Source organism: Marasmitruncus massiliensis (assembly GCF_900186535.1).
Classification (GTDB): Bacteria; Bacillota; Clostridia; order Oscillospirales; family Ruminococcaceae; genus Anaerotruncus; species Anaerotruncus massiliensis_A.
Window position 1 is genome coordinate 414,171 of sequence record NZ_FYDE01000003.1, and the last position, 22,838, is coordinate 437,008.

At 49.2% G+C, this 22,838-nt stretch carries 28 protein-coding genes; all 28 read left to right on the forward strand.

What is annotated here, in order from left to right:
* The first annotated feature begins 17 nt into the window (after nt 1–17).
* The 28 genes from C1A10_RS03245 to C1A10_RS03375 all read left to right on the forward strand — a co-directional run bounded on the left by C1A10_RS03245 (nt 18) and on the right by C1A10_RS03375 (nt 22,834).
* Nucleotides 18–959, forward strand: a complete 942-nt coding sequence (locus tag C1A10_RS03245) for a hypothetical protein (RefSeq protein ID WP_341456882.1) — start codon at nt 18–20, stop codon at nt 957–959.
* Nucleotides 953–1,090: a hypothetical protein gene (locus C1A10_RS18355; RefSeq protein ID WP_180950958.1), complete on the forward strand. Its 138-nt coding sequence runs from the start codon at nt 953–955 to the stop codon at nt 1,088–1,090. Before C1A10_RS03245 ends, C1A10_RS18355 begins: the two co-directional genes overlap by 7 nt.
* On the forward strand, nt 1,087–3,585 hold the full coding sequence (locus tag C1A10_RS03250) for a DNA methyltransferase (RefSeq protein ID WP_101908855.1): 2,499 nt from the start codon (nt 1,087–1,089) through the stop codon (nt 3,583–3,585). Before C1A10_RS18355 ends, C1A10_RS03250 begins: the two co-directional genes overlap by 4 nt.
* 33 nt (nt 3,586–3,618) lie before the next feature.
* On the forward strand, nt 3,619–3,840 hold the full coding sequence (locus C1A10_RS03255; RefSeq protein ID WP_101908856.1) for a hypothetical protein: 222 nt from the start codon (nt 3,619–3,621) through the stop codon (nt 3,838–3,840).
* A gap of 179 nt (nt 3,841–4,019) precedes the next feature.
* The gene (locus C1A10_RS03260) at nt 4,020–4,373 is read left to right on the forward strand and encodes a DUF4406 domain-containing protein (protein WP_101909006.1); all 354 of its coding nucleotides are present in this window, start codon (nt 4,020–4,022) and stop codon (nt 4,371–4,373) included.
* The gene (locus tag C1A10_RS03265; RefSeq protein ID WP_180950959.1) at nt 4,370–4,777 is read left to right on the forward strand and encodes a VRR-NUC domain-containing protein; all 408 of its coding nucleotides are present in this window, start codon (nt 4,370–4,372) and stop codon (nt 4,775–4,777) included. Before C1A10_RS03260 ends, C1A10_RS03265 begins: the two co-directional genes overlap by 4 nt.
* A complete protein-coding gene (locus C1A10_RS03270) occupies nt 4,761–5,300 on the forward strand; it encodes a hypothetical protein (protein WP_101908858.1) in 540 nt (179 codons plus the stop codon). Before C1A10_RS03265 ends, C1A10_RS03270 begins: the two co-directional genes overlap by 17 nt.
* On the forward strand, nt 5,300–5,713 hold the full coding sequence (locus tag C1A10_RS03275) for a hypothetical protein (RefSeq protein ID WP_101908859.1): 414 nt from the start codon (nt 5,300–5,302) through the stop codon (nt 5,711–5,713). The genes C1A10_RS03270 and C1A10_RS03275 overlap by 1 nt, the downstream gene beginning before the upstream one ends.
* 2 nt (nt 5,714–5,715) lie before the next feature.
* Complete coding sequence (locus C1A10_RS03280; RefSeq protein ID WP_101908860.1) at nt 5,716–6,492, forward strand: MmcB family DNA repair protein; 777 nt, start codon at nt 5,716–5,718, stop codon at nt 6,490–6,492.
* Nucleotides 6,493–6,681: 189 nt separating this feature from the next.
* Nucleotides 6,682–7,422 carry a radical SAM family protein gene (locus C1A10_RS03290; RefSeq protein WP_101908862.1) on the forward strand — a complete coding sequence of 247 codons (741 nt, stop codon included), beginning with the start codon at nt 6,682–6,684 and terminating at the stop codon, nt 7,420–7,422.
* A complete protein-coding gene (locus tag C1A10_RS03295) occupies nt 7,415–7,747 on the forward strand; it encodes a hypothetical protein (protein WP_101908863.1) in 333 nt (110 codons plus the stop codon). Before C1A10_RS03290 ends, C1A10_RS03295 begins: the two co-directional genes overlap by 8 nt.
* On the forward strand, nt 7,737–8,174 hold the full coding sequence (locus C1A10_RS03300; RefSeq protein WP_101908864.1) for an ASCH domain-containing protein: 438 nt from the start codon (nt 7,737–7,739) through the stop codon (nt 8,172–8,174). The genes C1A10_RS03295 and C1A10_RS03300 overlap by 11 nt, the downstream gene beginning before the upstream one ends.
* Before the next feature lie 39 nt (nt 8,175–8,213).
* A complete protein-coding gene (locus C1A10_RS03305) occupies nt 8,214–8,462 on the forward strand; it encodes a hypothetical protein (RefSeq protein ID WP_101908865.1) in 249 nt (82 codons plus the stop codon).
* Between the two features lie 92 nt (nt 8,463–8,554).
* Entirely contained in the window at nt 8,555–8,962 is a 408-nt protein-coding gene (locus C1A10_RS03310; RefSeq protein ID WP_101908866.1) for a hypothetical protein, read from the forward strand.
* Complete coding sequence (gene terL, locus C1A10_RS03315; protein ID WP_101908867.1) at nt 8,922–10,379, forward strand: phage terminase large subunit; 1,458 nt, start codon at nt 8,922–8,924, stop codon at nt 10,377–10,379. The genes C1A10_RS03310 and terL overlap by 41 nt, the downstream gene beginning before the upstream one ends.
* A gap of 2 nt (nt 10,380–10,381) precedes the next feature.
* A complete protein-coding gene (locus tag C1A10_RS18360; protein ID WP_180950960.1) occupies nt 10,382–10,552 on the forward strand; it encodes a hypothetical protein in 171 nt (56 codons plus the stop codon).
* A complete protein-coding gene (locus C1A10_RS03320; protein WP_101908868.1) occupies nt 10,542–12,197 on the forward strand; it encodes a portal protein in 1,656 nt (551 codons plus the stop codon). The genes C1A10_RS18360 and C1A10_RS03320 overlap by 11 nt, the downstream gene beginning before the upstream one ends.
* Before the next feature lie 100 nt (nt 12,198–12,297).
* Nucleotides 12,298–12,747, forward strand: a complete 450-nt coding sequence (locus C1A10_RS03325) for a DUF2829 domain-containing protein (protein ID WP_101908869.1) — start codon at nt 12,298–12,300, stop codon at nt 12,745–12,747.
* Between the two features lie 132 nt (nt 12,748–12,879).
* Nucleotides 12,880–13,638 carry a hypothetical protein gene (locus C1A10_RS03330; RefSeq protein ID WP_101908870.1) on the forward strand — a complete coding sequence of 253 codons (759 nt, stop codon included), beginning with the start codon at nt 12,880–12,882 and terminating at the stop codon, nt 13,636–13,638.
* Between the two features lie 23 nt (nt 13,639–13,661).
* The gene (locus C1A10_RS03335; RefSeq protein WP_101908871.1) at nt 13,662–14,720 is read left to right on the forward strand and encodes a chitobiase/beta-hexosaminidase C-terminal domain-containing protein; all 1,059 of its coding nucleotides are present in this window, start codon (nt 13,662–13,664) and stop codon (nt 14,718–14,720) included.
* A gap of 63 nt (nt 14,721–14,783) precedes the next feature.
* Nucleotides 14,784–15,158 carry a hypothetical protein gene (locus tag C1A10_RS03340; protein WP_101908872.1) on the forward strand — a complete coding sequence of 125 codons (375 nt, stop codon included), beginning with the start codon at nt 14,784–14,786 and terminating at the stop codon, nt 15,156–15,158.
* On the forward strand, nt 15,155–17,062 hold the full coding sequence (locus tag C1A10_RS03345; RefSeq protein ID WP_101908873.1) for a hypothetical protein: 1,908 nt from the start codon (nt 15,155–15,157) through the stop codon (nt 17,060–17,062). The genes C1A10_RS03340 and C1A10_RS03345 overlap by 4 nt, the downstream gene beginning before the upstream one ends.
* 4 nt (nt 17,063–17,066) lie before the next feature.
* Complete coding sequence (locus C1A10_RS03350; protein WP_101908874.1) at nt 17,067–18,785, forward strand: hypothetical protein; 1,719 nt, start codon at nt 17,067–17,069, stop codon at nt 18,783–18,785.
* Between the two features lie 242 nt (nt 18,786–19,027).
* A complete protein-coding gene (locus C1A10_RS03355) occupies nt 19,028–20,086 on the forward strand; it encodes an RNA-directed DNA polymerase (protein WP_101908875.1) in 1,059 nt (352 codons plus the stop codon).
* Nucleotides 20,046–20,492 (forward strand): phage tail assembly chaperone, encoded by a 447-nt coding sequence (locus C1A10_RS03360; protein WP_145997685.1) that lies wholly within the window; start codon nt 20,046–20,048, stop codon nt 20,490–20,492. Before C1A10_RS03355 ends, C1A10_RS03360 begins: the two co-directional genes overlap by 41 nt.
* A 15-nt stretch (nt 20,493–20,507) precedes the next feature.
* Nucleotides 20,508–20,951 carry a phage holin family protein gene (locus C1A10_RS03365; protein ID WP_101908877.1) on the forward strand — a complete coding sequence of 148 codons (444 nt, stop codon included), beginning with the start codon at nt 20,508–20,510 and terminating at the stop codon, nt 20,949–20,951.
* Nucleotides 20,944–21,720, forward strand: a complete 777-nt coding sequence (locus C1A10_RS03370; RefSeq protein WP_101908878.1) for a glycoside hydrolase family 25 protein — start codon at nt 20,944–20,946, stop codon at nt 21,718–21,720. Before C1A10_RS03365 ends, C1A10_RS03370 begins: the two co-directional genes overlap by 8 nt.
* Before the next feature lies 1 nt (nt 21,721).
* Entirely contained in the window at nt 21,722–22,834 is a 1,113-nt protein-coding gene (locus C1A10_RS03375; RefSeq protein WP_101908879.1) for a hypothetical protein, read from the forward strand.
* The last annotated feature ends 4 nt before the right edge of the window (nt 22,835–22,838 follow it).

Below are 22,838 nucleotides of genomic sequence, written 5' to 3' on the forward strand. Positions count from 1 at the left end.
CATAGGCGCCGGCCATAATGTCCATGTCTCCGTGGGGGGGGTTGGACAGCATCACGCTTTTACTGTTTCTTCGGTCAATCGGAATAGATATGCCGGCAGTCTCGGTTTCCACGCTGGAGGATAAAAGCATCCAGAAGATACATAAGCAGCTCGGAGTCACGGCGCTTAAACCCGAAAAAAGCAAATTAGAGGTTATTCGGGAATACGGGTTTCCGGTACTGTCAAAAGAAATCGCAGGCAAGATAGATCTCTTGCAACGCCCTTCCGAAAAGAACGCGACGGTGCGTCATGCTATCATCACCGGCGAAACTGGAGAATACGGCGGAAATCGGCAGGATACCCGCATGAAACTGTCTCAATGTTGGATGGAACTGTTCGCCGGATATGAAAATGCCAACGAGGGCGTGAACTACAAAATCGCTCCGTTCAAGGTGTCCGACAAATGCTGTTACTGGCTTAAAGAACTGCCGTGCGACAAATATGCTAGGGAAAACGACAGTTTCCCATATCTTGGCCTGATGGCCAGCGAAGGCGGCCGCCGCCAGAAGTCGCTTATGATGCACGGATGCAACTACTACGGAGTGAGTACGACCAGATCAGCTCCATTTGCCATCTTTGATCGACAGGACGTTTTGCGGCTTGCACTTGATCTGCATGTCCCAGTACCGGAAATCTACGGAACAATAGAGCGTGACGATAGCGGGAAACTCTACACAACTCGCGCGCAAAGAACCGGTTGCAGCATGTGCGGGTTTGGAATCCACATGGAAAAGCGTCCGCACCGGTTTGACCGTCTGCGTGAAGATAACCCAAAGGAATGGGAATTTTGGATGTACCGTTGCGCAACAGATCCGAATACAGGAGAAAAATTTGGATGGGGCCGCGTACTGGATTATATCGGCGTCGGGTGGGAGGACATCTACACCGACTGGGCCAAGCAGCAGACAACATTATGGTGAAAAAGGAGAACCGCATGAGCATCAAAAGCTATGGCACCAGTCAGAACTACTGGAAAGCCATGATACGGCAGCTGGACAGCCAGAAAGACCGCAGCAAATCAAAGCCCCGAAAGAAGAGGAAACGCAAATGAGCTACATAGACTTCCTGAAAAGCAAAATTTCCATTGCGCCGGTAGCGGGCTTCGACATTTCACCGGATGAAGTCAACCCGGCGCTGAAACCGCACCAGCGCGATGCGGTAGTATGGGCGATCCGCGGCGGCAGGCGTGCGCTGTTTGAATCCTTCGGTCTGGGGAAAACGGCGCAGGAACTGGAATTCTGCCGGATAGTTATTAAGCACAAAGGCGGACAGGCTCTGCTTGTGCTTCCGTTGGGCGTCCGGCAGGAATTTGTACATGACGCAGTGGAACTATTACACATCGACCCGCCTGTATATGTGCGGAATATGGAGGAAATCCGCGCGACGGCCGCGCCTATCCTCATGACCAACTATGAGCGGGTGCGCGATGGAGATATAGACCCTGCATATTTTAAAGCAGCCGCAGGACTAGATGAAGCGTCTGTTCTGCGTTCCTACGGATCCGACACCTATCAGACGTTCCTCCCAAAATTCAAAGGCGTTCCCTATAAGTTGGTCTGTACGGCCACACCATCGCCGAACCGCTACAAAGAACTGATTCACTACGCAGGTTTTCTGGAAATCATGGACACCGGGCAGGCTCTTACGCGCTTCTTTCAGCGGGACAGCACAAAAGCCAACAACCTAACCTTGTACCCGCACAAGGAAAAAGAATTCTGGCTCTGGATATCCTCCTGGGCGCTCTTCATTACCAAACCTTCAGATCTGGGTTACGACGATACCGGATACGATCTGCCGCCGCTGGATGTCAGATACCACCGTATTTGTGTAAAGCCTGAACATGTGATCGAAGATCAGGACGGGCAAACCAAACTGTTTCGGGAGGCGGCAACCTCCCTGCCGGATGCGGCAAAGGAAAAGCGGGAGAGTATCGGCGCCCGGGTTGCCAAAATGAAAGAGATCGTAGAAGCAGATCCGGAAGAACACTTCCTACTGTGGCATGACCTCGAAGAGGAACGCCACGCGATCAAAAAGGCCATTCCGGAAACGGTGGACATTTACGGATCCATGCCGTACGAAACACGGGAACAGAGGACCATTGATTTTTCAAATGGCAAGATCAAACTCTTTGCCACAAAGAAACTGCTTTCCGGTAGCGGGTGCAACTTTCAGAAGCATTGTCACCGGGCGGTCTTTTTAGGCATCGACCACAAATTCAATGACTTCATTCAGGCCATTCACCGCATTTATCGTTTCCTGCAAACAGAGCAGGTGATCATAGACATCATCTACACGGAAAATGAGGATGAAATTCTGCGGGACCTGATGGAAAAATGGAAGCGGCACAATAACCTTGCGGAACAAATGACGGCCATCATCAAAAAATACGGCTTATCCGGCGCGACCCTGTTCGACCAGTTAAGCCGCAGCATAGGAGTTGAGCGAGTGGAAATAAAAGACAGGCATTACACCGCGGTCAATAACGACTGCATTCTGGAAACGGAGCGGATGCAGGAAAACAGCGTAGACTTGATTCACACCTCTATCCCGTTTTCCAACCATTACGAATATACCCCAAGCTATAACGACTTCGGCCATAACGAGGATACGGCAAAATTCTTTGAGCAGATGGACTATCTTTCCCCGCAGCTCCTGCGGATTCTGCGCCCCGGCCGCGTGTTCGCCTGCCACGTCAAGGACCGTGTTCTATTTGGGAACGCCACAGGAACCGGGATGCCGACAATCGAACCGTTCCACGCAATGTGCATCAATCATTACATGCGGCACGGGTTCCAGTATTTCGGCATGATCACCATTGTGACCGACGTTGTGCGGGAAAACAATCAAACCTACCGGCTGGGATGGTCGGAGCAGTGCAAGGACGGCACCAAAATGGGCGTGGGCTGCCCGGAATATATCCTGCTATTCCGCAAACTGCCGACCGATACCGGAAAGGCCTATGCGGATGTACCAGTGAAAAAGTCCAAAGCAGACTATACCCGCGCACAGTGGCAGATTGACGCGCACGGCTTCTGGAGATCATCAGGAGATCGCTTTCTATCCAAACATGAAATCGAGGCTATGCCGGTTAATAAGCTGCAGGCCGTGTACAGGAAGTTCAGTTTAGACAACGTGTACGATTATGCGGAGCATGTCGCCCTTGCGAAACAACTGGACGAAAACGGAAAACTTCCCGCAACTTTCATGGTTGTCGCTCCCGCCAGCTGGACAGATGAAGTATGGGACGATATCAACCGTATGCGCACGCTAAACACGACGCAGAGCCAGCGCAGGCAGCAAATGCACGTCTGCCCCCTGCAAATAGATATCGTCGACAGGATTATCAACCGGTACAGCAGCAGGGGCGAGGTCGTATTTGACCCGTTCGCGGGATTGTTCACCGTTCCGGTGGAAGCGGTCAAGCTGGGAAGAACCGGCTACGGTATAGAACTCAATACGGACTATTTCCGGGACGGAGTCGGGTACCTGCAGGCGGCAGAATCCAGACGGGACATGCCAACGTTATTTGACTATCTAGCGGGTTAATCATTTCAAAATCATAATAGCGGGAGGTATATCATGAAGCGATATTTCAAAAACGCGGTTACCGGGCATCCCTTAGTGCTGGACTTTCGTCCTCCGCTCTGCCATCAATCCGTCGAAAGCCTTAGCAGCCTGATACATATACCACTTATTGAGATCACCAAAAAGGACTTTATTGCCATGTCGAACCCCATGTGGGACAAGATACAGGAAAATGCCCGTCTGGATCCTCCGGAGAGGGGAGGCGTAGCATATTGAAAGCATGTTGCCCAACCTGCGCCATCCGCAAATCCTGCCCAGACCGTAGCAGGGTTTACCCCTGCAACCACTGGCACCCGCACAACAGCCCCAGAGAGGGTAGAACACGCCCGGCCGGTAAGAAAGCCGCGCCGGTCCGACAAATCAAAAATTATGCATAGACAGAACGGAGGGACACTATGCCAAAAGAAACCGTCTACTTAGCGGGTAAAATCACAGGAGATCCCGATTATCGCGAAAAGTTCACGGTAGCCGCACGGGAGCTGGAGGCTGCAGGATTCATTGTACTTAACCCGGCCATACTTCCGCAGGAAGGTTTTACATGGGAAGCCTACATGCGTATGTCTATGGCCATGCTGGATGAATGCACATCAGTCTGCTTTCTTCCGGACTGGAAGGATAGCCAGGGCGCGATTTGGGAATACGGCAGAGCGTTTGCAACCGGAAAGCGCATCCTTATGTACGAAGAGTGGAAGCCAATATGGGGACGGCCTGCAGAGAAGCCCGTAGAAATGCCGGAGGTCCACCAATGACCAACAAATCACACACTAGCGGGATTTCCGAGAGCATTGAACAACAACAACTTTTCGCCTGGGCGGAGTGGCTTATTCCGCGCCGCCCGGAGCTGGCGCTCATGTATCATATCCCCAACGAGGGCAAGCGCAGCAAAGCAACCGGAGGCCGCATGAAAGCGGAAGGGCTCAAAGAGGGTGTCCCAGATATCTGCCTGCCGGTTCCGTCAGGAACATATCATGGGCTTTATATCGAAATGAAACGCGTCGGCGGTAAAGCCTCGAGTGAGCAGCGCAAGTGGGTCCATCTTTTGTCAGAACAGGGCTATCGCGCGGAAATCTGCCAGGGCTTTGAAGCCGCCGCAACGATAATCATGAAATACTTAGAATTGAAAGGGGAGATTCACCATGTCAAATGCGACTAAGTTTTATCCCGTCCACTACGATGAAACCACCATTGAGCAGGCCGCCGTGGATATCCACAATGTTACATATGCCATGCGGGAGCCGCGCCCGCAAAACCGCTATGCAGCTTGCCGTTTCTGCGGGCAATTCGTTGATTTTACAGGCGTCCCGCTTGCTTGGGATGCGGATATCGCCGAGGAGGCAACACTTCGCTGCAGCTGCCCGGACGCCAAGCGTTACGCAGACCAGCTTACCGCCGCCCGCCGTGCCAGGGAAAACCGGCAGTTTGCAATTGAGGATGCTCGGCAAATCATTGATGATCTGTTCGGGGATGGCGCAGTCGGTTACGGCCGAGTTCCGATCAAAGAGGAAACTCGCCAGCATATCTTAGATGCAGCGATTATGATATACGACCGCCGCATGAAGGCCGTAACCATCAATCTAACATCCTGCATCAAAGTGAAGATCACGAAAAACAGCAAGGACAAGCTGATCATCGAGCGCAGCGACAGCGCGGTAAATAAACAGGAGGTGGCAGGGTAATGCCGCTATTAAATTACACGACGAAAGTTGATATTTTCACAACGCTTGGCGCCATCCAAGGTCAGTTGGTGAAACATGGTGCCAAAAAGATACTGCAGGACTACGACGACAATGGGCGCATCACGGCACTGTCTTTTATGATTGATACACCTTCAGGACTGCGTGGTATCCGGCTCCCAGCAAATGTAGATGCAGTACATAAGGTTCTCATACGCCAGAAAATCAAATGTGACCGCGAACAGGCGGAGCGTGTCGCGTGGCGTATCGTAAAGGATTGGATTGAGGCTCAAATGGCGATCCTCGAATCTGAAATGGTCCAGATGGATGAAATCTTTCTGCCTTACATGGTTAACAATAATGGTCAGACGTTTTTCGAGGCATACCAAAACAATCAATTGATGCTGGAGGGATAGAAATGCCAGTAACATCATCAGACATCAAGAAAGCCCTTAGCATCCGTCACGGCATGGACTTCTTCACTACCGAGTGTATGAGCGGACCATCAGGGCGCGGCACATACCGGTTTGATGCAGTAGCAATCTCCAAGAGTTGGGCAAAGCCGACCATCACGGGATACGAGGTCAAAGTATCCCGCAGCGATTTCAAGGCAGACAACAAATTTTATGCTTACCTCCCATATTTCCACGAACTGTACATAGCATGTCCAAAGGGCATGATTTCCCGAGAAGAACTCCCGGAGAGCATCGGACTTGTGTGGTACAACCCGGAAACCGGAGAAATCCGCGCTAAAAAGCGGGCTCCATATCGCGACATTGAAATAAGCGTGGAAATGCTGCTTCATATTTTTTATAGTCACATGCAATCGGACAGAACTCCATTTTGTGCCAACAGAGCCGAATATGTAAAGCAGTATATTGAAAGCAAGCGCAGCAATCACGATATCGGACGGAAGCTTGGCTCAAAATTGGCGATTCAATTGCAAGAACAGCAGCGCATGTTGGATCGGTACAAACGCAGCGGCAAGGACCTTGAATTACTGGATTCCATCGTAAAAGTATTAGACAAATATCAGATTTACGGGTTCGGAGATAGCCTTAGCGAAGAACTGGACAAGGCATTATCCAGAGGCTATCCGCGCGAGATAGATCTAATCCGCAATCAGTTGTCCCACACAGTTGAACAACTCAACCGGATATGTGACAAAAAGGAGCGTGAACCATGGGCCTTATAAATTATGAAGTTTGCGACCGTTGCGGTAAAAAGATCAAAAAACCGATATTTCCTTTTGTAAAATACAAAACCACGGTTTCAATAACGACCCTCTTCGGACACGGAAGTTTTGACTATTCCAGCAATGAAAAAGTGCTATGCAAGAAGTGTGCAAGAGACCTTGAAGAGTTTATGAGGGAAGGTGAAATGCATGAAACCCATCTATCAGCCCGCAGGCCGCGCCCGTGAATACGGTGACTATGCAATCAATATCTATACTGGTTGTCCCCACAGATGCTATTATTGCTTTGCTCCAAATGTTCTACATAAGACCAGGGAAGAATTCCATTGCCATGTAGAGCCGCGCAAAGGCATTGTTGATGCCGTTAAGCGGCAGTTGAAAACAGAGCAAATCACAGACAAGCTGATTCATCTGTGCTTTACCTGCGACCCGTATCCGGTTGGATATGATACTATGCCCACACGGGAGATTATAAAAGCAATTAAAGGAAGCGGAAATCACGTCCAGATTCTTACGAAAGGCGATGGTAGCAGGGATTTTGATTTACTGGACAGTAATGATTGGTACGGCGTTACCTACGCAGGATATGATGCCGGAGACCTTCTTAAACCCCCAATACCTGAACCAGGCGCCACAGCGTGGATTTGCAGACTTGCGGATTTGCAAAACGCAAGCGAATATGGAATAAAAACGTGGGTATCATGTGAGCCGGTCCTTGTTCCGGAAGCTATTTATTCGCTGATTGAGAGGAATGACGAAATCGACCTTTTCAAAATCGGTAAACTCAACTATCATCCGTCGAACATCAATTGGCATGACTTCGGAATTGAAGCTGAACGGCTTTGCCAGCAGTACAAACGCAAGTACTACATCAAAGAGGATTTGCGGGCGGAAATGGAATTGCAGAAGGAGAGTGATCAGAATGAATGATAAAACGCTTGATGCCCTTCAAAACTGGAAAGGGAGCGTTTCTTTCGGTGACCATACAAACGAAGCGGATGAACTGAGACGGTACAGGGATACCGGTTTGACACCGGAGAAGATTGCCTCACTGAAAGATATCGCAATTCGCGGTGATGGATACCACAAAAAATATAGCGCCGCTTTAGCTGATCTGGATGCAAAGGACGCAGAGATAGCTACCCTGAAAAAGGCGCTGGAAATGATGTATCAGGATAATAAGGGATACAACCATGACGGCACGGGAAATTCAGCGTATTACATACAGAAAGCGAGGGCTGACAATGCGTGCTAGAACAATTTATGAGCCTTATGCCTGGGGCATCTTCCACGGCCTCAAGCATTTCGAAACAGTTCCGCATCCCTGCCATATCCGGGGGACCATAGCAATCCACGCGGCAAAATCAACTCCAGCACATGCAAGCATCCAGTTTTTTAAATCCCTTCTGGAGCAGACAGATGATCTGACCAAAATAAAAATGTTCAGCCCCGAGTGGGTAAAAAGCCTTCCTTATGGCGCAGTTCTCGGCACGGTGGAAATTATAAACTGCGTCCCGGCAGAATCAATCCGCGACGGGCTCCCCAAATTGGAACGGGTATTCGGGGATTTCTCGGACGGCAGATATGCGCTTGTGCTTGCAGACCCCGTACCATTGGAGCGGCCGGTTCCAGCCAAAGGGCAACAGGGCTGGTGGAACTGGGAGAAAAACAAATCAGAATAGCGGGTTGAAAGGGCGGTGATTACAATAGGATTTCGAAAAATGCGAGGCGTTGACCTTCCGTACATAAAGCAGGGATTGATTTATTTTACCTGCCGCAACTTCAACGATCAGCCGGCAATCGTTCAGCACAAAATCAATAACCTTTGTCTGGAGTGCGGGAAGGATCACTATCAGGCACTGTTTGAAGTGGTGACGTCAAGCAAAAGCATTTCGCGCATTGCGATGGACCATCACATAGATGAATCTTGGCTATACCAATTACGGAAACGCTTTTATGTCAAATGGTAAACTCCCCGATAACTGCACGGAATATGATTTACAATGAGAGGTAGAAGGAAACTTTTACCTCTCATTTTCGCTTTGAAAGGATGTGAAAAGGCATGGCCAGACCCAAAAAAATAACAAAAGCGGTAGTCCAAAAATTGGAGGAAGGTTTTTTAAAAGGCCTTTCAGATCAGGAAGCCTGTCTTTTTGCGGGGATTGCCAAGCAAACGCTTTACAATTATCAAAAAGAAAATGCAGAGTTTTTAGACCGAAAAAACCTTCTAAAAGAGAATCTTAAAATGCAGGCAAAGTTAAACCTTGCGGGAAAGATTGAAACGGATAAGGATATCACCCTTTCTTTGTGGTATTTAGAGAGGAAATGCAAGGATGAGTTTTCACCGAAACAGGAGATTGAACATTCCGGTAGCATCAACAATCCACTGGACGGCCTGACCACAAATGAATTAAGGCAGTTGTTGAAAAATGACACTGACACCAGCACAGAAACAAGCGATACGGCTTGAAATCTCCCGGCGGGAGAGCTGGGAGAAGTACAGCGCGTACGTTGAATATGTCCATGAGGGACGCTGGATACCGGCCCGCGCGGTAGTTTTCCTTTGCGATCAGGTACAAGACTTTGTAGAGCGGCCGACGGAAGCGCCATATGAAATTCTAATTATTTCGGTTCCGCCGCAGCACGGTAAATCCATGACGGTAACAGAAACGCTCCCTAGTTGGTATCTTGGCAAAAATCCGTACAAACGCATTATAGAGATCAGCTACAATGAGACGTTTGCACAGCTATTTGGCCGCCGAAATAAAAATAAAATTGAGCAGTTTGGATTACCGGTTTTTGGTGTGGAACTTGCAAAGTCCCCAAATAACAATACGGAGTTTGAAATTGACAACAACGTGGGCGGCATGATCAGCCGCGGCGTAATGTCCGGCGTTACCGGCCGCCCGGCAGATTTGATGCTTCTTGACGACCCAATTAAAAATCGGCAGGAAGCGGACAGTGAAACTTACCGCCGCCGCCTCGCAGACGAATGGGAAAACAGCTTTAAAACGCGCCTTTCTGCCGGCGCAAAGGTCATCCTGATACAAACGCGTTGGCATCAAGACGATCTAGCGGGCCATATCATCCGAAACGAAAAAAATGCAAAGGTCATTAACCTGCCGTGCATTGCGGAAGAAAATGACCCTCTGGGCAGAAAGCCGGGACAGGCGCTTATGCCGGAGATCGGCAAAGATGATAAATGGGCGCAGACGTTTTCAGAGACCTATAAGACACAAAGTGGATCCCGCGCCTGGAACGCCCTATATCAGGGCAGACCGACCAGCGCGGAAGGAAATATTTTAAAGCGCGAGTGGTGGCAGTATTACGACGTCCTTCCAAAAATGAACCAAAAGGTAATTTCGGTGGACGCGACGTTTAAAGATGCCAAAGACAACGACTTTGTTGCTATACAGGTTTGGGGAAAGCGAGGCCCCAATTGCTATCTGATCTATGCGTATAAAGGCCACTTGAACTTCCCGGCAACCTGCAAAAAAATCCTGGAAGTTAGAAACCTTCATCCGGACGTCTGGGTGACGCTCATTGAGGACAAGGCTAACGGCAGCGCAATCATCCAGATCTTACGCAATCAGATTCCGGGAATTGTACCGGTCAACCCGAGCGGGGGAAAGGTTGCCCGCGCGAATGCGGTTTCCGGTCATATCGAAGGCCATTATGTCTACCTTCCGAAAAACGAACCGTTTACCGGGGACTTCGTAGAAGAATGTGCAGACTTCCCGAACAGCCTCCACGATGACCAGGTAGACTGCATGACACAGGCTTTGAACCGGCTTATCTACTGGCAGGCGGACGACATCCCGCCGAAAGACGACGATCAGCCGGACTATGACGATCAGATAGACAATTTCTTAAATTTTGGAGGTTAAATATGTTTGCAAAAAAGTTGAAACAGGAAAACGAAAGCCTGCGTATGCAGGTGAGAGAACTGCAAGATAAACTCAATCGCGCCGGACAATCCGGATTGACCCGAGATCAGCAGCTTGACAATCTATTTTCCTATAACGGAAAGCCCCAGAAGGAGAGAACCGATGAGGATTAAAACTGACCCGGTGGACATTTTTGGAGAGGCTCAAAAAATCATCGAATACAACCAATCGATTGATCTCTATGAAAAAGTCAAAAACAATGAGAACTTTTTCATCGGAAACCAGTGGGAAGGTGTAAATGCTCCGGATCTCGAAAAGCCGGTGCTGAATATTCTAAAGCGCGTTGTATCTTACTTCATCTCTACAATTGTCTCGGACGATATCAGTGCGCAGGTTTCGCTTTTTGGTGGTAAGGCAGACCCAGACACGGAAATCATGCTAAAAATTGTTTCAGCGCAGTTTGATCAGATCATGGAGGCTGCAAAGATTAAATTTAAAAACCGTTCAATTATCAAAAGTGCCGCGGTCGATGGCGACGGATGCTTATATTTCTTCTACGATGTTCCGCCCGAGGAGCAGGAAGTAGCTGAAAATAGCGAAGCCGCCGCACTTCCAGAGGTTCCGATGGGAAAAATCGAAGCCGAGGAAATCGATAATACAAACATTCTATTTGGGAATCCACAGGTTCAGGATGTGCAGCGGCAGCCCTATATTATCATTCAGCTGCGCCGCACAGTAGAGGAGGTTAAGGAAGAAGCACAGGCCAACGGTATTTCACGGGATCAAATTGACTTGATCACGGAAGACAACGATCCGAACGGAATCAATACCGAAAACGAGACAGGGAAAGTCACCTTGTATTTGAAATTCTGGAAGGAAAGAGGAACTGTCAGTTACACCAAGACCACACAGAATGTCATAATCAAAAATAAGACAGATTTAGGATATCGCTTGTATCCGATTTCCTATTTTTCGTGGGACAGGGTAAAAAACAGCTTCCACGGACAGAGCTGCATTACCAGCTTGATTGACAACCAAATCTTTATCAACAAATTGTTCGCTATGTCTATGGAGCACGTCAAGCGCATGGCTTTCCCAAAAATCGTATACAACGGCTCTGCAATAACAAAATGGACCAACAAAGTTGGCGAGGCAATAAAAGCGAACGGCCAGATTGATGAAAAGATCGTACAGAAAATTGACGGGACGGACATGAGCGCTCAGGTTATTCAGCTGATTGAAAAAACCATCAGCTACACACGCGACACCATGGGCGCATCAGATGCGGCACTTGGTAATATCCGGCCTGACAACACCAGCGCAATAATCGCGGTCCAGAAGTCCACTCAAATGCCGCTGGAACTGCAGCGTATGGACTTCTACCAATTTGTAGAAGATTGTTGCAGGATCTTCCTGGACATTATGCGCGTTGATTATGGCCTACGCGAAGTATCTTACACCGATGCAGATGGAAACTCCGTAACCGGGGCATTTGACTTTTCAGTTCTTGACAGCCTGAATGTCAAACTCAACGTGGATGTTGGTGCTTCGGCATACTGGTCCGAGATTATGCAGGTGCAGACCATCGATAATCTGTACAAGCAGCACGTCATAAACGACCCGATCACCTATCTGGAATCCATCCCTGACGGCTATATCTTCAACAAATCCAAGCTGATTGAGCGCGTCAAAGAGCAGAACAACCTGAAAGAACAGGTTAAGGCTCTGACAGCTCAATTACAGGCTTTACAAGGAGGTGGAGGAAATGGACTTGTGCCCGGTATGCAAAACGGCAACGGAATCGGAACTTCGGGATAATAACATTGTCTGGAAGTGCCGGAACCCGCAATGCCCCAATTATGGAAAGATTGTTGATCAAAAAGAATACTCTGCAGAAGAATAGAAAGGATGCACATTGATGAAAAAGTATATCGGTACAAAAATTATTCAGGCAGAACCCATGACACGTAAGGATTACAACAATCTGCGCGGATGGCCCATGCCCGCCGACGAAAATCCCGCTGACAATGGATTCTTGATCAAATATCCGGATGGATATATTAGCTGGTCCCCCGAAACTGTGTTTTCAGACGCATATCGACTGATTGACGGAATGACGTTTGGGCTGGCGTTGGAAGCCATGAAAAAAGGCCATAAAGTTGCTAGAACCGGATGGAATGGCAAAGCACAGCACATTGAACTGGCAAGTAATATCAGTTACGCAACAACATCCGGCACTATTGTCAATTGCGAACACAGCGCAATTGGGAATAAAGCGATTGCTTTTGTTGGGACATCTGGCATTCAAATGGGATGGCTTGCCTCTCAGGCTGACATGCTCGCAGAAGACTGGACCATTATCGATTAAGCACCCTACCACAGGTGCAGCAGCATAGGAAGCGCCGCCCAACCATAGGCGGCAGTACATCAGCCGCGCAAGGGTAAACCAACCTTCAGCGCGGTACCGGACGCCCAACCATAGGCGGGGAAGGACCATATTATGGAATTCGAGGAATTAGATACAAACATGCAGGATGGCGCGGAGGCCAACGATACGGACGAACTTAATCAGCTTTTATCTTTGGACGATGATGACCAGCCGGAAGAGGACTCAATAGACGGAGAAGAATCTCCCCAGCTGGGAGATCAAAAGCCCAATGATGAGCCAAAATTTAAGGTTAATTACATGGGCAAGGAAATGGAAATGAGCGCTTCGGAGCTTGTTACCGCCGCCCAGAAAGGCCTTAATTACGACCGCGTACATGATCAGCTGGAAGGCCTGCGATCCTCGCGGGAATTTACACTGCTTGACAAACTTGCACGGGAAAACGGAATGACTCGGGCTCAATATCTTGACGCCATCGAACGCGCGGATCAGACTCGACAGATTCAGCAGGAAGTTGCTAAAGGCGTACCTCCTGAAATCGCCGTGAGACTGCATCAGCTGGAACAGGACGCCAAGAGCCGCCGCCAGCAGGAACAGCAGCGCCGCGCAGAAGAGACCCGCCACCAGCAGTTTGCCGATCTGGCGCGGGAATACCCGGACATCAAAGAATTCCCTCCGGAAGTTATTCAGGCGGTCGCTGACGGGGAAACACCTCTGAACGCCTACCGCGCATGGGAAAATCAGCAGTTAAAAAACAAATTGAAAATGGCGGGTCAGCAGAAATCCGCTCGGGAAAAATCACCGGGCAGCGCCACAGGAAGCCAGCCGGGAGAAGAACCGGATGACTTCCTCACGGGATTTCTTAGCGTATGACCCGCCAAGGGAGGTAAAAATTTATGGCAATTAATCTTGTAACAAAACATGCAAAACAGATTGCAACCAGGTTTGTACAGCGGTCTTTGATCGCCGGAAGACTTTCCGAGCAGTACAGCTGGGCCGGGGCCAAAACCGTTGTCGTCTATACGCCCCAGACGGTGCCGCTTGGCGAGTATCAGCGCACCGGCACAAATAGGTACGGAACACCGACAGAAATGCAGGACATCGTTCAGGAAATGACGCTGACGCAGGACAAAGGCTTCGCGCTCACCATCGATAAGGGAAACAACAAAGATCAGAACGGCATCAAATCGGCCGGTAGAATGCTTGCGCTCCAGATCGATGAAAGATGTGTACCCACGTTGGACGCCTATGTATTTTCCCGTCTGGCGCAACTGGCGGGATTTGTCGTCGGGAATCCCACTGCACTGACCAAAAGCACTGTATGCGACCGGATCAGCGAAGGAACCGTGAAACTCGATGATTCTGAGGTTCCTCAGGATAACCGTACGCTGTTTGTTTCGGCCTCTACATACAAGATGCTGAGACTTTCGGAAGAGTTTATTGGCGTGGATAAACTGGCGGCGAAATCCCTTACCAAAGGACAGGTTGGTGAATATGACGGAATGCCGGTCATTAAAGTTCCAAAAGGCAGATGGCCTGCCAACGTCAACTTCATGATCGTCTATAAGAATTCCGCGACGGCGCCGGTCAAGATCAATGAAACTAAGCTGCATCAGGATCCGCCAGGAATCAGCGGAAATCTTCTGGAAGGCCGCATGTATTACGACTGCTTTGTGCTCGGTGCAAAGTGCGACGGTGTATATGTGGAGATCAACACTGGTTCGGGTGCAGGCACTGTGCTCGCAAAACCGACAATCGCCGCGGCGACCGGAGAAATCACCGTTCCATCTGGGGCAACCTGCAAATACACCACGGATGGCACAGACCCGCGCTATTCCAAGACCGCGCAGATTGGAACATCAGCGGGGACAGGCGTTGGAACCGTCGTGAAAGCGTATTGCTATAAAGACGGGTCCTACCCGTCAGAAGTAGCGGAAGCCACGCTCACAGCTTAAAACCGAAAGGGAGCAGGGGGAATTGTTCCCGTGCTCCCTTTTTCATTAAAGGAGGTTTTGCAATTGACTGCAAAAGAAGTTTATTCTGCCGCCCTCACTCTACTGCTGGAAACAGAGCAAACGGCGGGAGATTACGATAATTTTGCCATTCCTTTCTTAAATATCCTGCTTCCGGAAACTTTTAAAACAAACAATCTACTCAGGGAAATCAGAGAAAAAGAACCGCTCACGGAGATCCCGAAGGTAGAAAACCTCACTGACGATATCCCTTACGAACCGGAACTTTTACGCACAGCGATTCCTTACGGGCTGGCAGCGAAACTGGTTTATGACGATAACGACATGAGCAAAGTTTCCTACTTTAGCAGCATGTACGAAAGCGCTGTGAATTCATTCTCTGAAATGCTGCCGCAGGAAGTGGAGGACGTTTACGCATGAGGCTTCCGCAAATAAAGGGTTCCGCGCCGCGGGAATATACCACGAAGTATACAAAGTTTAAGGGAGTGGATTTTAGTTCTGACCCTGCGCTGATTGCGTCGGAACGTTCTCCCTGGGCGCCTAACCTGATTTCAGACACCGGAGGAAATCCGGAAAAGCGGCCGGGATGGCGCAAGCTGCTGAGCGTCGACCAGCCCATTAACGGGCTGTATTACGGTGTAATTGATAATCAGACGACCTTTCTTGTACACGGAGGTACAAAGCTCTACACCTGGAATGAGGACGGAACGACAGCGATCATTCGGGAAAACATCAATAACGGGAAATCTGTTGCTTTCGTTCTCAAAAATTCAATCTGGATCCTGACCGGAAGTGAATACCTTGTGTACGGGATGTTTGATAATCCGGATTACACGGAAGGCGGTACAGCGCCAAAACAGACGCTTCAAATAAAGGACGTAACGGAAATCGCCTATGTGCCGACCACCATTATCGCCCGCGCTCCATCGGGAGGCGGGACAGTCTATGAGTCGGTCAATCTACTACAGCCGAAACGGATCAATAAATTTCTAACGACCTCCGAAAAGACATATCACCTCGACAGTACCAGCATTCAAAGTGTAGAAAAGGTCACATTGAACGGTTCTGTAAAAACAGTGACAACAGACTACACGGTTAACCTGACAAATGGAACAATCACATTTACGGCATCAACGATGCCGACCCCACCGGTAGCGGGACAGGATAATTTAGAAGTCGAGTTTTCAAAACCCGTGGAAGGATATGCAGATCGTGTAAAAAAATGCACCATTGCGGCTCTTTACGGAATCGGAACAAATGACCGCGTATTTATTTCCGGGAATCCGAATTATCGGAACACCGACTGGCGCAGCAACGTCAATGATCCATCGTACTTCCCGGACCTTAACTATGCCCGAGTTGGCGCGGAAGGCACAAGAATCATGGGATATTTGCCGCTCGGGTCCAGCCTTGCAATTATCAAAGAGGACAACCAACAGGACAGCACGATCTTTTTACGTAGCGCAGAACTAAGCACCGGCGGAGAAGTCCTATTTCCAATGCGTCAGGGAATTGCAGGCGTTGGAGCCATTGCGGCAGGCTCTGTGCGCATGTTGAGGGATGAACCGTTATTTCTTTCCCACACAGGCATTTACGGCATAGCAACCAACGCGATCACCTACGAACGGACTGTTCAAAACAGAAGCTATTTTGTAGATGCAAAGCTAACCAAAGAGCCAAACATGGAAAAGGCTGTTGCAATCGAATGGAACGGATATTTCATTTGCTGCATCAACTCAAAGTGTTATATCTTGGATGGAAAGCAGAATAAGTCCTACAAGCCTCAAAGCTACGGAGATTATGTTTATGAATGCTATCACTGGGAGAACATCCCGGCAGTAGCTTTTATGGAACATGACGGAGATTTGTATTTTGGCACAGAGGACGGGCGCATCTGCAGGTTCAACAACGACATTGCGACAATGGACAAGTACAATGACGATGGGGCGGCCATCGTCGCGCGATGGTCAACCAAATCCGATGACGACGGGGACTTCATGCGCCGAAAGAGCATGATCAAAAAAGGCTGCGGCGTTATGATCAAGCCGTTTACACGTTCGTCTGTCAAAGTGCTGCTAAGAACGGAAGCTGACCTTGGGAAGCAGGTTCGCTATGAAACAATGGATATTTGGGACTGGACAGATATCGACTTTTCCAGAATCGGATTCAACTCCAACGATGCCCCCCAGGTTGTGAGCTTCAACACGAAGCTCCGAAAATACATTGCCTTGCAGATCATTGTTATGAACGACGCTGTAAACGAGGGATTTGGAGTATTTGGAATCATCAAGCGGTACACCATTGGAAATTATGTAAAGGGGTGAGCAAGTGGCAATCACGGATAAAAAAATAAGCGAAACCACATTGACGCAGGAAGGGCTTGTCTCTGCGCCTGATCAACTAAAGGGAACTGCCCAGGAAAACAAAGCCAGGTTTGACCAGCTCACCCGCGCAATTGTGGCACAGAGCATAAATCCAATAATTGATGAACTAGCATCTTCTGCCGGCGCCGCCAATATCGGGGCTTCGATAGGAGATCTATCCGGGGACAATGTGCAAAGTTTGCTTTCTGCTCTAAAAGCTTATACGGACCATGTAGTTCTTGAAAGCGGAAATGTCACGCCTGAACAGGTGGAAAGATGGGATGATGCATGGGAAAAGACACGATCGTCCCCCAACTATGCCGGGAAACTAACCGTCCACGTAGCCACAACGGACGAAGGTTCTCTCGGGGATACGAAAGTCACCGTCCGGAACGAAGCCCTAGGCGCTTACTATGTTCAGGAGCTGGACGCACTCGGAGACACAACCTTTGAACTGCTGGAAAACCATACCTATTATATCTACCTGACAGATTATCCGGAAACCTATTTCGGCGGGGCCACTGTGGCAACGGTGGAAAGCAAGGACGATCAGACCGTCACCATTACGATGGACACGGAACCCGACACAATCGGGTGGAAGATGAACACCGCCACTGGAGAGATCACCTATACAGACGGCGCGGAAAACTTTGTACCCGCCTCAATGGGTGAATCCTTCGATGCCGGATCATGGCAGGGCAGCTGGCTAATCAAGAATATCAAGCCATGCGTACTAAAAAATGGTGTCGTGCAGTATTATCTTGACCCGAACGACTTCACTAAGAAGACGGACGGAACGGCGGCTGACATTACATCAGGTAACGACGGGGATGTCATGGTTGAGTTCCCACTTGTATATTACAAATTTTACAGTGAAACCGGATATATCGGGTGCCAGTTTTCACGTGTGGCACAGGATGGGTTCAGCGCACCTGCATTTTTCAATCTTTCCGGAATTCCGCAGACAACCATGTACATGGCCGCATATGACGGGTACAGCCTATCGAGCAAACTTCGCTCACTATCCGGGAAAACTCCCACAGCAACTACTACGATAGGCGATTTCAGGACATTGGCAACGGCGAACGGTACCGGCTATCAACAGCAGGAATGGACGAAAAGAACGCTGCTGCAAACCATGTTCATGATGGTATTCAAGGATACCGATTCGCAAACCAAGCTTGGGAAAGGTGTCACATCCGCATCTGCCGCGATCAACACCGGAACCATGAATGATAAAGGCATGTTCTGGGGCGATCAAACCGGGACAAACGGCGTCAAGTGCTTTGGCATTGAAAATCTGTGGGGCAATATCCGCAAATGGTGTGATGGTATAGAAAAATATAATAGTTCATACGAAATAAAGCAATACGCCCCATATAATGACACAGCATCTGGATATATAAATCCAGCAGCATTTAGCGGAACAAGCGGAGAATTTATTAAATCAGTAAGCATAAACGGAAGTGCGATTTTCCCAGTAGGAACAATTGCAAATGAGGCTGAGAGCGTTATTCCGGATAGAATCTATTGGGGAAGTACAGGAAGCACGTACTATCTATGTTCCACTGGCGGCAATTGGGGCGAGACCTCCAACGCGGGTCTGTTCTATTTGTACCTGGGCAGCACCGCGGCGAGCGCGAGCACGAACATTGGTGCCTCCCTTTCTTTCACTCCGCAGTAGCGGGGGACCGGGGGCGGCCAGCCCCCGATAGGGTTCCGGAGCGCGGCGGCAATTGGAGCGAAACCTCCAACGCGGGTCTGTTCTATTTGAACCTGAACAACACCGCGACGAACACGAACACGAACATTGGTGCCTCCCTCTCTTATTTTTATAATGCGTTCCGGAATCCGTAGCACTTGCTAAAAATTCGCCGCTGCGGCATGGATTAGTAAAAAATTGAAACTCCGTGAGGTAAATAAGAAATGAAGCGAATGGGATATCTTTACGAAAAAATATACTCGGAAGAGAATATTTCCGCAGCAATCAAGCGCGCATCCAAGCGAAAAAAGAAGCGAAAAATGGTACGGTGGGTGCTGGACCATCAGGAATACTGTGTCGGTGAAATTAAACAGATGCTGGAAACGCAAAACTATACACCATCACCTATGCGCAAAAGAACTATACTGGACGGCATAACCGGAAAAGAACGCATCATTTCCATTCCCAAATTTTACCCGGATCAGATTATTCAATGGGCGATTCTTTTGCAGATCAAGCCGATACTTAGCCGGGGCATGTCGGACTTTACCTGCGCTTCTATCCCGAAACGGGGCATTTCCTATGGTCAGCGCTTTGTGGAACGCTGGATGAAAAACAGAAAGGCCACAAAATACTGTGCGCAAATGGACGTCAGGCACTTCTATCCCTCCGTAAACCATGACCGCCTGAAAGCCATGCTACTGCGCAAATGCAAGGATCAGAAGCTGCTTTGCCTACTGAATAGAGTTATCGACGCGGAACCCGGCTTACCAATCGGAACGATTCTAAGTCAATGGCTTGCAAATTTCTATTTGCAGGGGATAGATCATTACATCAAAGAGCAGCTGCACATCAGGCGTTATATCAGATATATGGATGATATGATCCTGTTTGGTTCCAACAAAAAGCAGCTGCATAAAGCGGTTAGGGAGATTTCCGCAGAACTGGAAGGTATCGGACTGACGCTGAAAGGGAACTGGCAAGTCTATAAAGTGGATTCACGCGGCGTCAGCTTCTTGGGATACCGGTTTTTCCACGACAGAACCATTTTGCGCCGCTCCAACATGCTTCGCATATCCCGCAAAGCGCGCAGAACCGCCAAGCGCGGCACATGGGGGCGCAGAAACTGCGCGGCAATCCTATCTTATCTCGGATGGATTAAGCACAGCGACAGCTACCATTTTTATCAGGAACGGGTGAAACCATTCGTCAGTATAAAACGCATCAAGGGAGTGATCAGACGTGAAAATTACAAGCACAGACATGCCGCAGACCCCGTTTAAGGTCAGGAACGGGAAAGCGGTATTTTACAGCGAAGTATCCAGCAGCATGCGGACAGACAGCATGACGGGCGGTGATGTAACGGTGTGGAGCTATGAAAGGTACGAACTTCCGGTAAAGGAAACGCCGAACCTTTGCGCAGACATCGGAACGCACTACAATGATTGGCTGCTTCGCGCAAAGGATTACGAACGTACGATGCTTTCCGAAAAAATACGAGATCGCCGCGATGAGCTGCTAAACATCTGCGACGTAAAATACTGCAATTCCGAAAAATGGGACTCCATGACGGACGAGCAGAAAGCTGGATGGAGGGCATACAAACAGGCATTGCGGGACATCCCGGAACAGGAAGGATTCCCTTACAGGGCAGAATTTCCGGAAGTACCATATCAGACAGAAGAATAATGGAGGAATGACAAAATGAATTATATCAAAGCAATCTTCGCGGCGATGTCCGCATTCGTACTCGCAAGGCTTGGGATTCTGGCACCATGGGTGTGGGTGCTCCTCGTGGCAATGGTACTGGACTACATAACAGGAATGACGGCCGGGTGGGTCACCAGCTCGCTGAACAGCCGTACGGGCATCTTAGGCGTCGTGAAAAAACTGAGCTATATCGTACTTGTAATAGTAGCCATGATGGCGGATTGGGCAATTTCTCAAGGCGGGGCTTACATAGGAGTCCAGATCAAGGCACAGGGGTTCGTTGCTTTGCTGGTAATTGTGTGGCTGCTGATTAACGAACTGATTTCGATTATGGAAAACTTGGGAAGGATCGGGGTACAATACCCTGACTGGTTCCTGACGCTCTTAAAACACCTGAAGCAGACCACAGAAAAGGAAGGAGGCAAGCTGAATGCCTAATGTAGTGAGCAGGGGCACAGATGTCTCCTATGCGCAAGGCACAATCAACTGGCCGGTAGTTGCAAAAAACGTTGACTTTGCAATGATTAGGGCGACGCTCGGCTATCCGTCTCCGGGATTTACTGGGGTAGATAGGTGCTGGGAGGCAAATATCAGCGGCGCGGTCAATTCCGGTATACCTTTTGGCCTGTATCATTATTCATATGCGCTTACAACCGACGCGGCAAAAAAAGAAGCTGAAAACTTTCTGGACAAAATCAAAGGATACAAACCAACCTATCCGGTAGCGTTTGACTTCGAAGAGCCTAAACAGCTTGCTTTACCCGCTGAAACGCAGATGGATATAATCGACACGTTCATGGAAACCGTGGAGCAAGCCGGTTATTATGCAGTTCTTTACATGTCCGCGTCCCCAATGTTGGCTCTGATGCGGGCGCAAAAAGAACGCATGGGATTTTATGACAAATGGGTTGCCCATGTCGGCGTTGCGTCACCTGCGGTAAGCGGCGGTATCTGGCAGTATAGCTGGAAAGGTGAAGTTCCGGGAATCCGAGACGATTTGCCGAGCGGCCACGCGCAAAAAGGCGTTGATCTTGACTATGCCTATAAGGATTATCCCAACCTCATAAAATCAAATGGTAAAAACGGCTGGGGCAAGCGGGTGCCCACAGAACCAGTAATTGAAACGGTGCCAAAGGCAGAATATGACGCTCTGGAAACAAAATACAATGCGCTTATCAATGGAATGAAAGCGCTGATAGGAGGCTAATATGGTTGTACAGGGACGTTCCACAAAGTCAAGCTCTTCCAAAAGTTCTTCAAGCAAAAATACAAGTTACGCCGTTTCCAAATCAGGAATGAAAGTCGCTCCCGGAAGTTCTGCTTATGACCGGGTTGTTTCGCAGGGCGGCGCAAAGGTCACGCTCGACAACGGCGACGGAGGCTATGTCCGAAAAAACTCAGACGGTTCAACCACTAGTTACAATAGCAGTTACGGAAGCGGATCTGGAGGCTCAGGGGGAGGATCATACGGATATGATTATGACTTCATGGATGAATACAAAAGAGCACTCGGAGCCGCGCAGGACAGCGCCGCGGAAGCCTACCGAAAACAGATTGAGGCGGGAGTTAATCAGATCAACGCACAGCGCGACCCGCTGAAACAGCAGTACAACGACGCGGCACAGCAGGAATACATAGCAAATATGCAGTCCAAAAAGTCTCTTCCTGATCAACTCGCAGCGCAGGGGCTCGGAACTGACGGCCTCGCGGAATCTTCAAATATTGCATTGGACACCCAATACGGAAATAATCTGAACAACCTGACGCGGGATTACAATAATAGCCTTACCTCTCTTGATTCAGATATTTCCCAACTGCAGGCCACTGGAGACATGCAGATTGCCCAGAACGCCTCACAGTATCAGCAGCAGCTTGCCGCCGCCATCCTTGCACAGCAACAGCAGCAAGCGCAGTTCGCACAGCAGATGCAGCTTGCCAAGTATAACAACGAGCAGGCAAGGCAGATGGCAGAATACAACAACAGTCTGGCCATGCAGAGGGATGCGGCACAAGCGGCATTAAGCGCAGGCGCAAAATCTTCATTGGGCTCATCGAGCTATAAGCCAAATCTGACCTATTCTCAGGCCCAGAGCGCCATTAACAATGGAGATTATTCGGATGAAATCGCAAACGCCTACCAATATTACACTGGCACAAGGCCGTCGCTGACGATCAGCCCGGATACGGCCGACCAGCTTTCCCGCTGGTGGAGCGCAAACGACAGCGGTACATTTAATTCTCTCGTTCAACGGGAGCTCTCTGCTGGCAGGCTGACACAAGCAGAACTTGCCGCATGGCTACAATCGAGAGGCATGTCATAAAGGA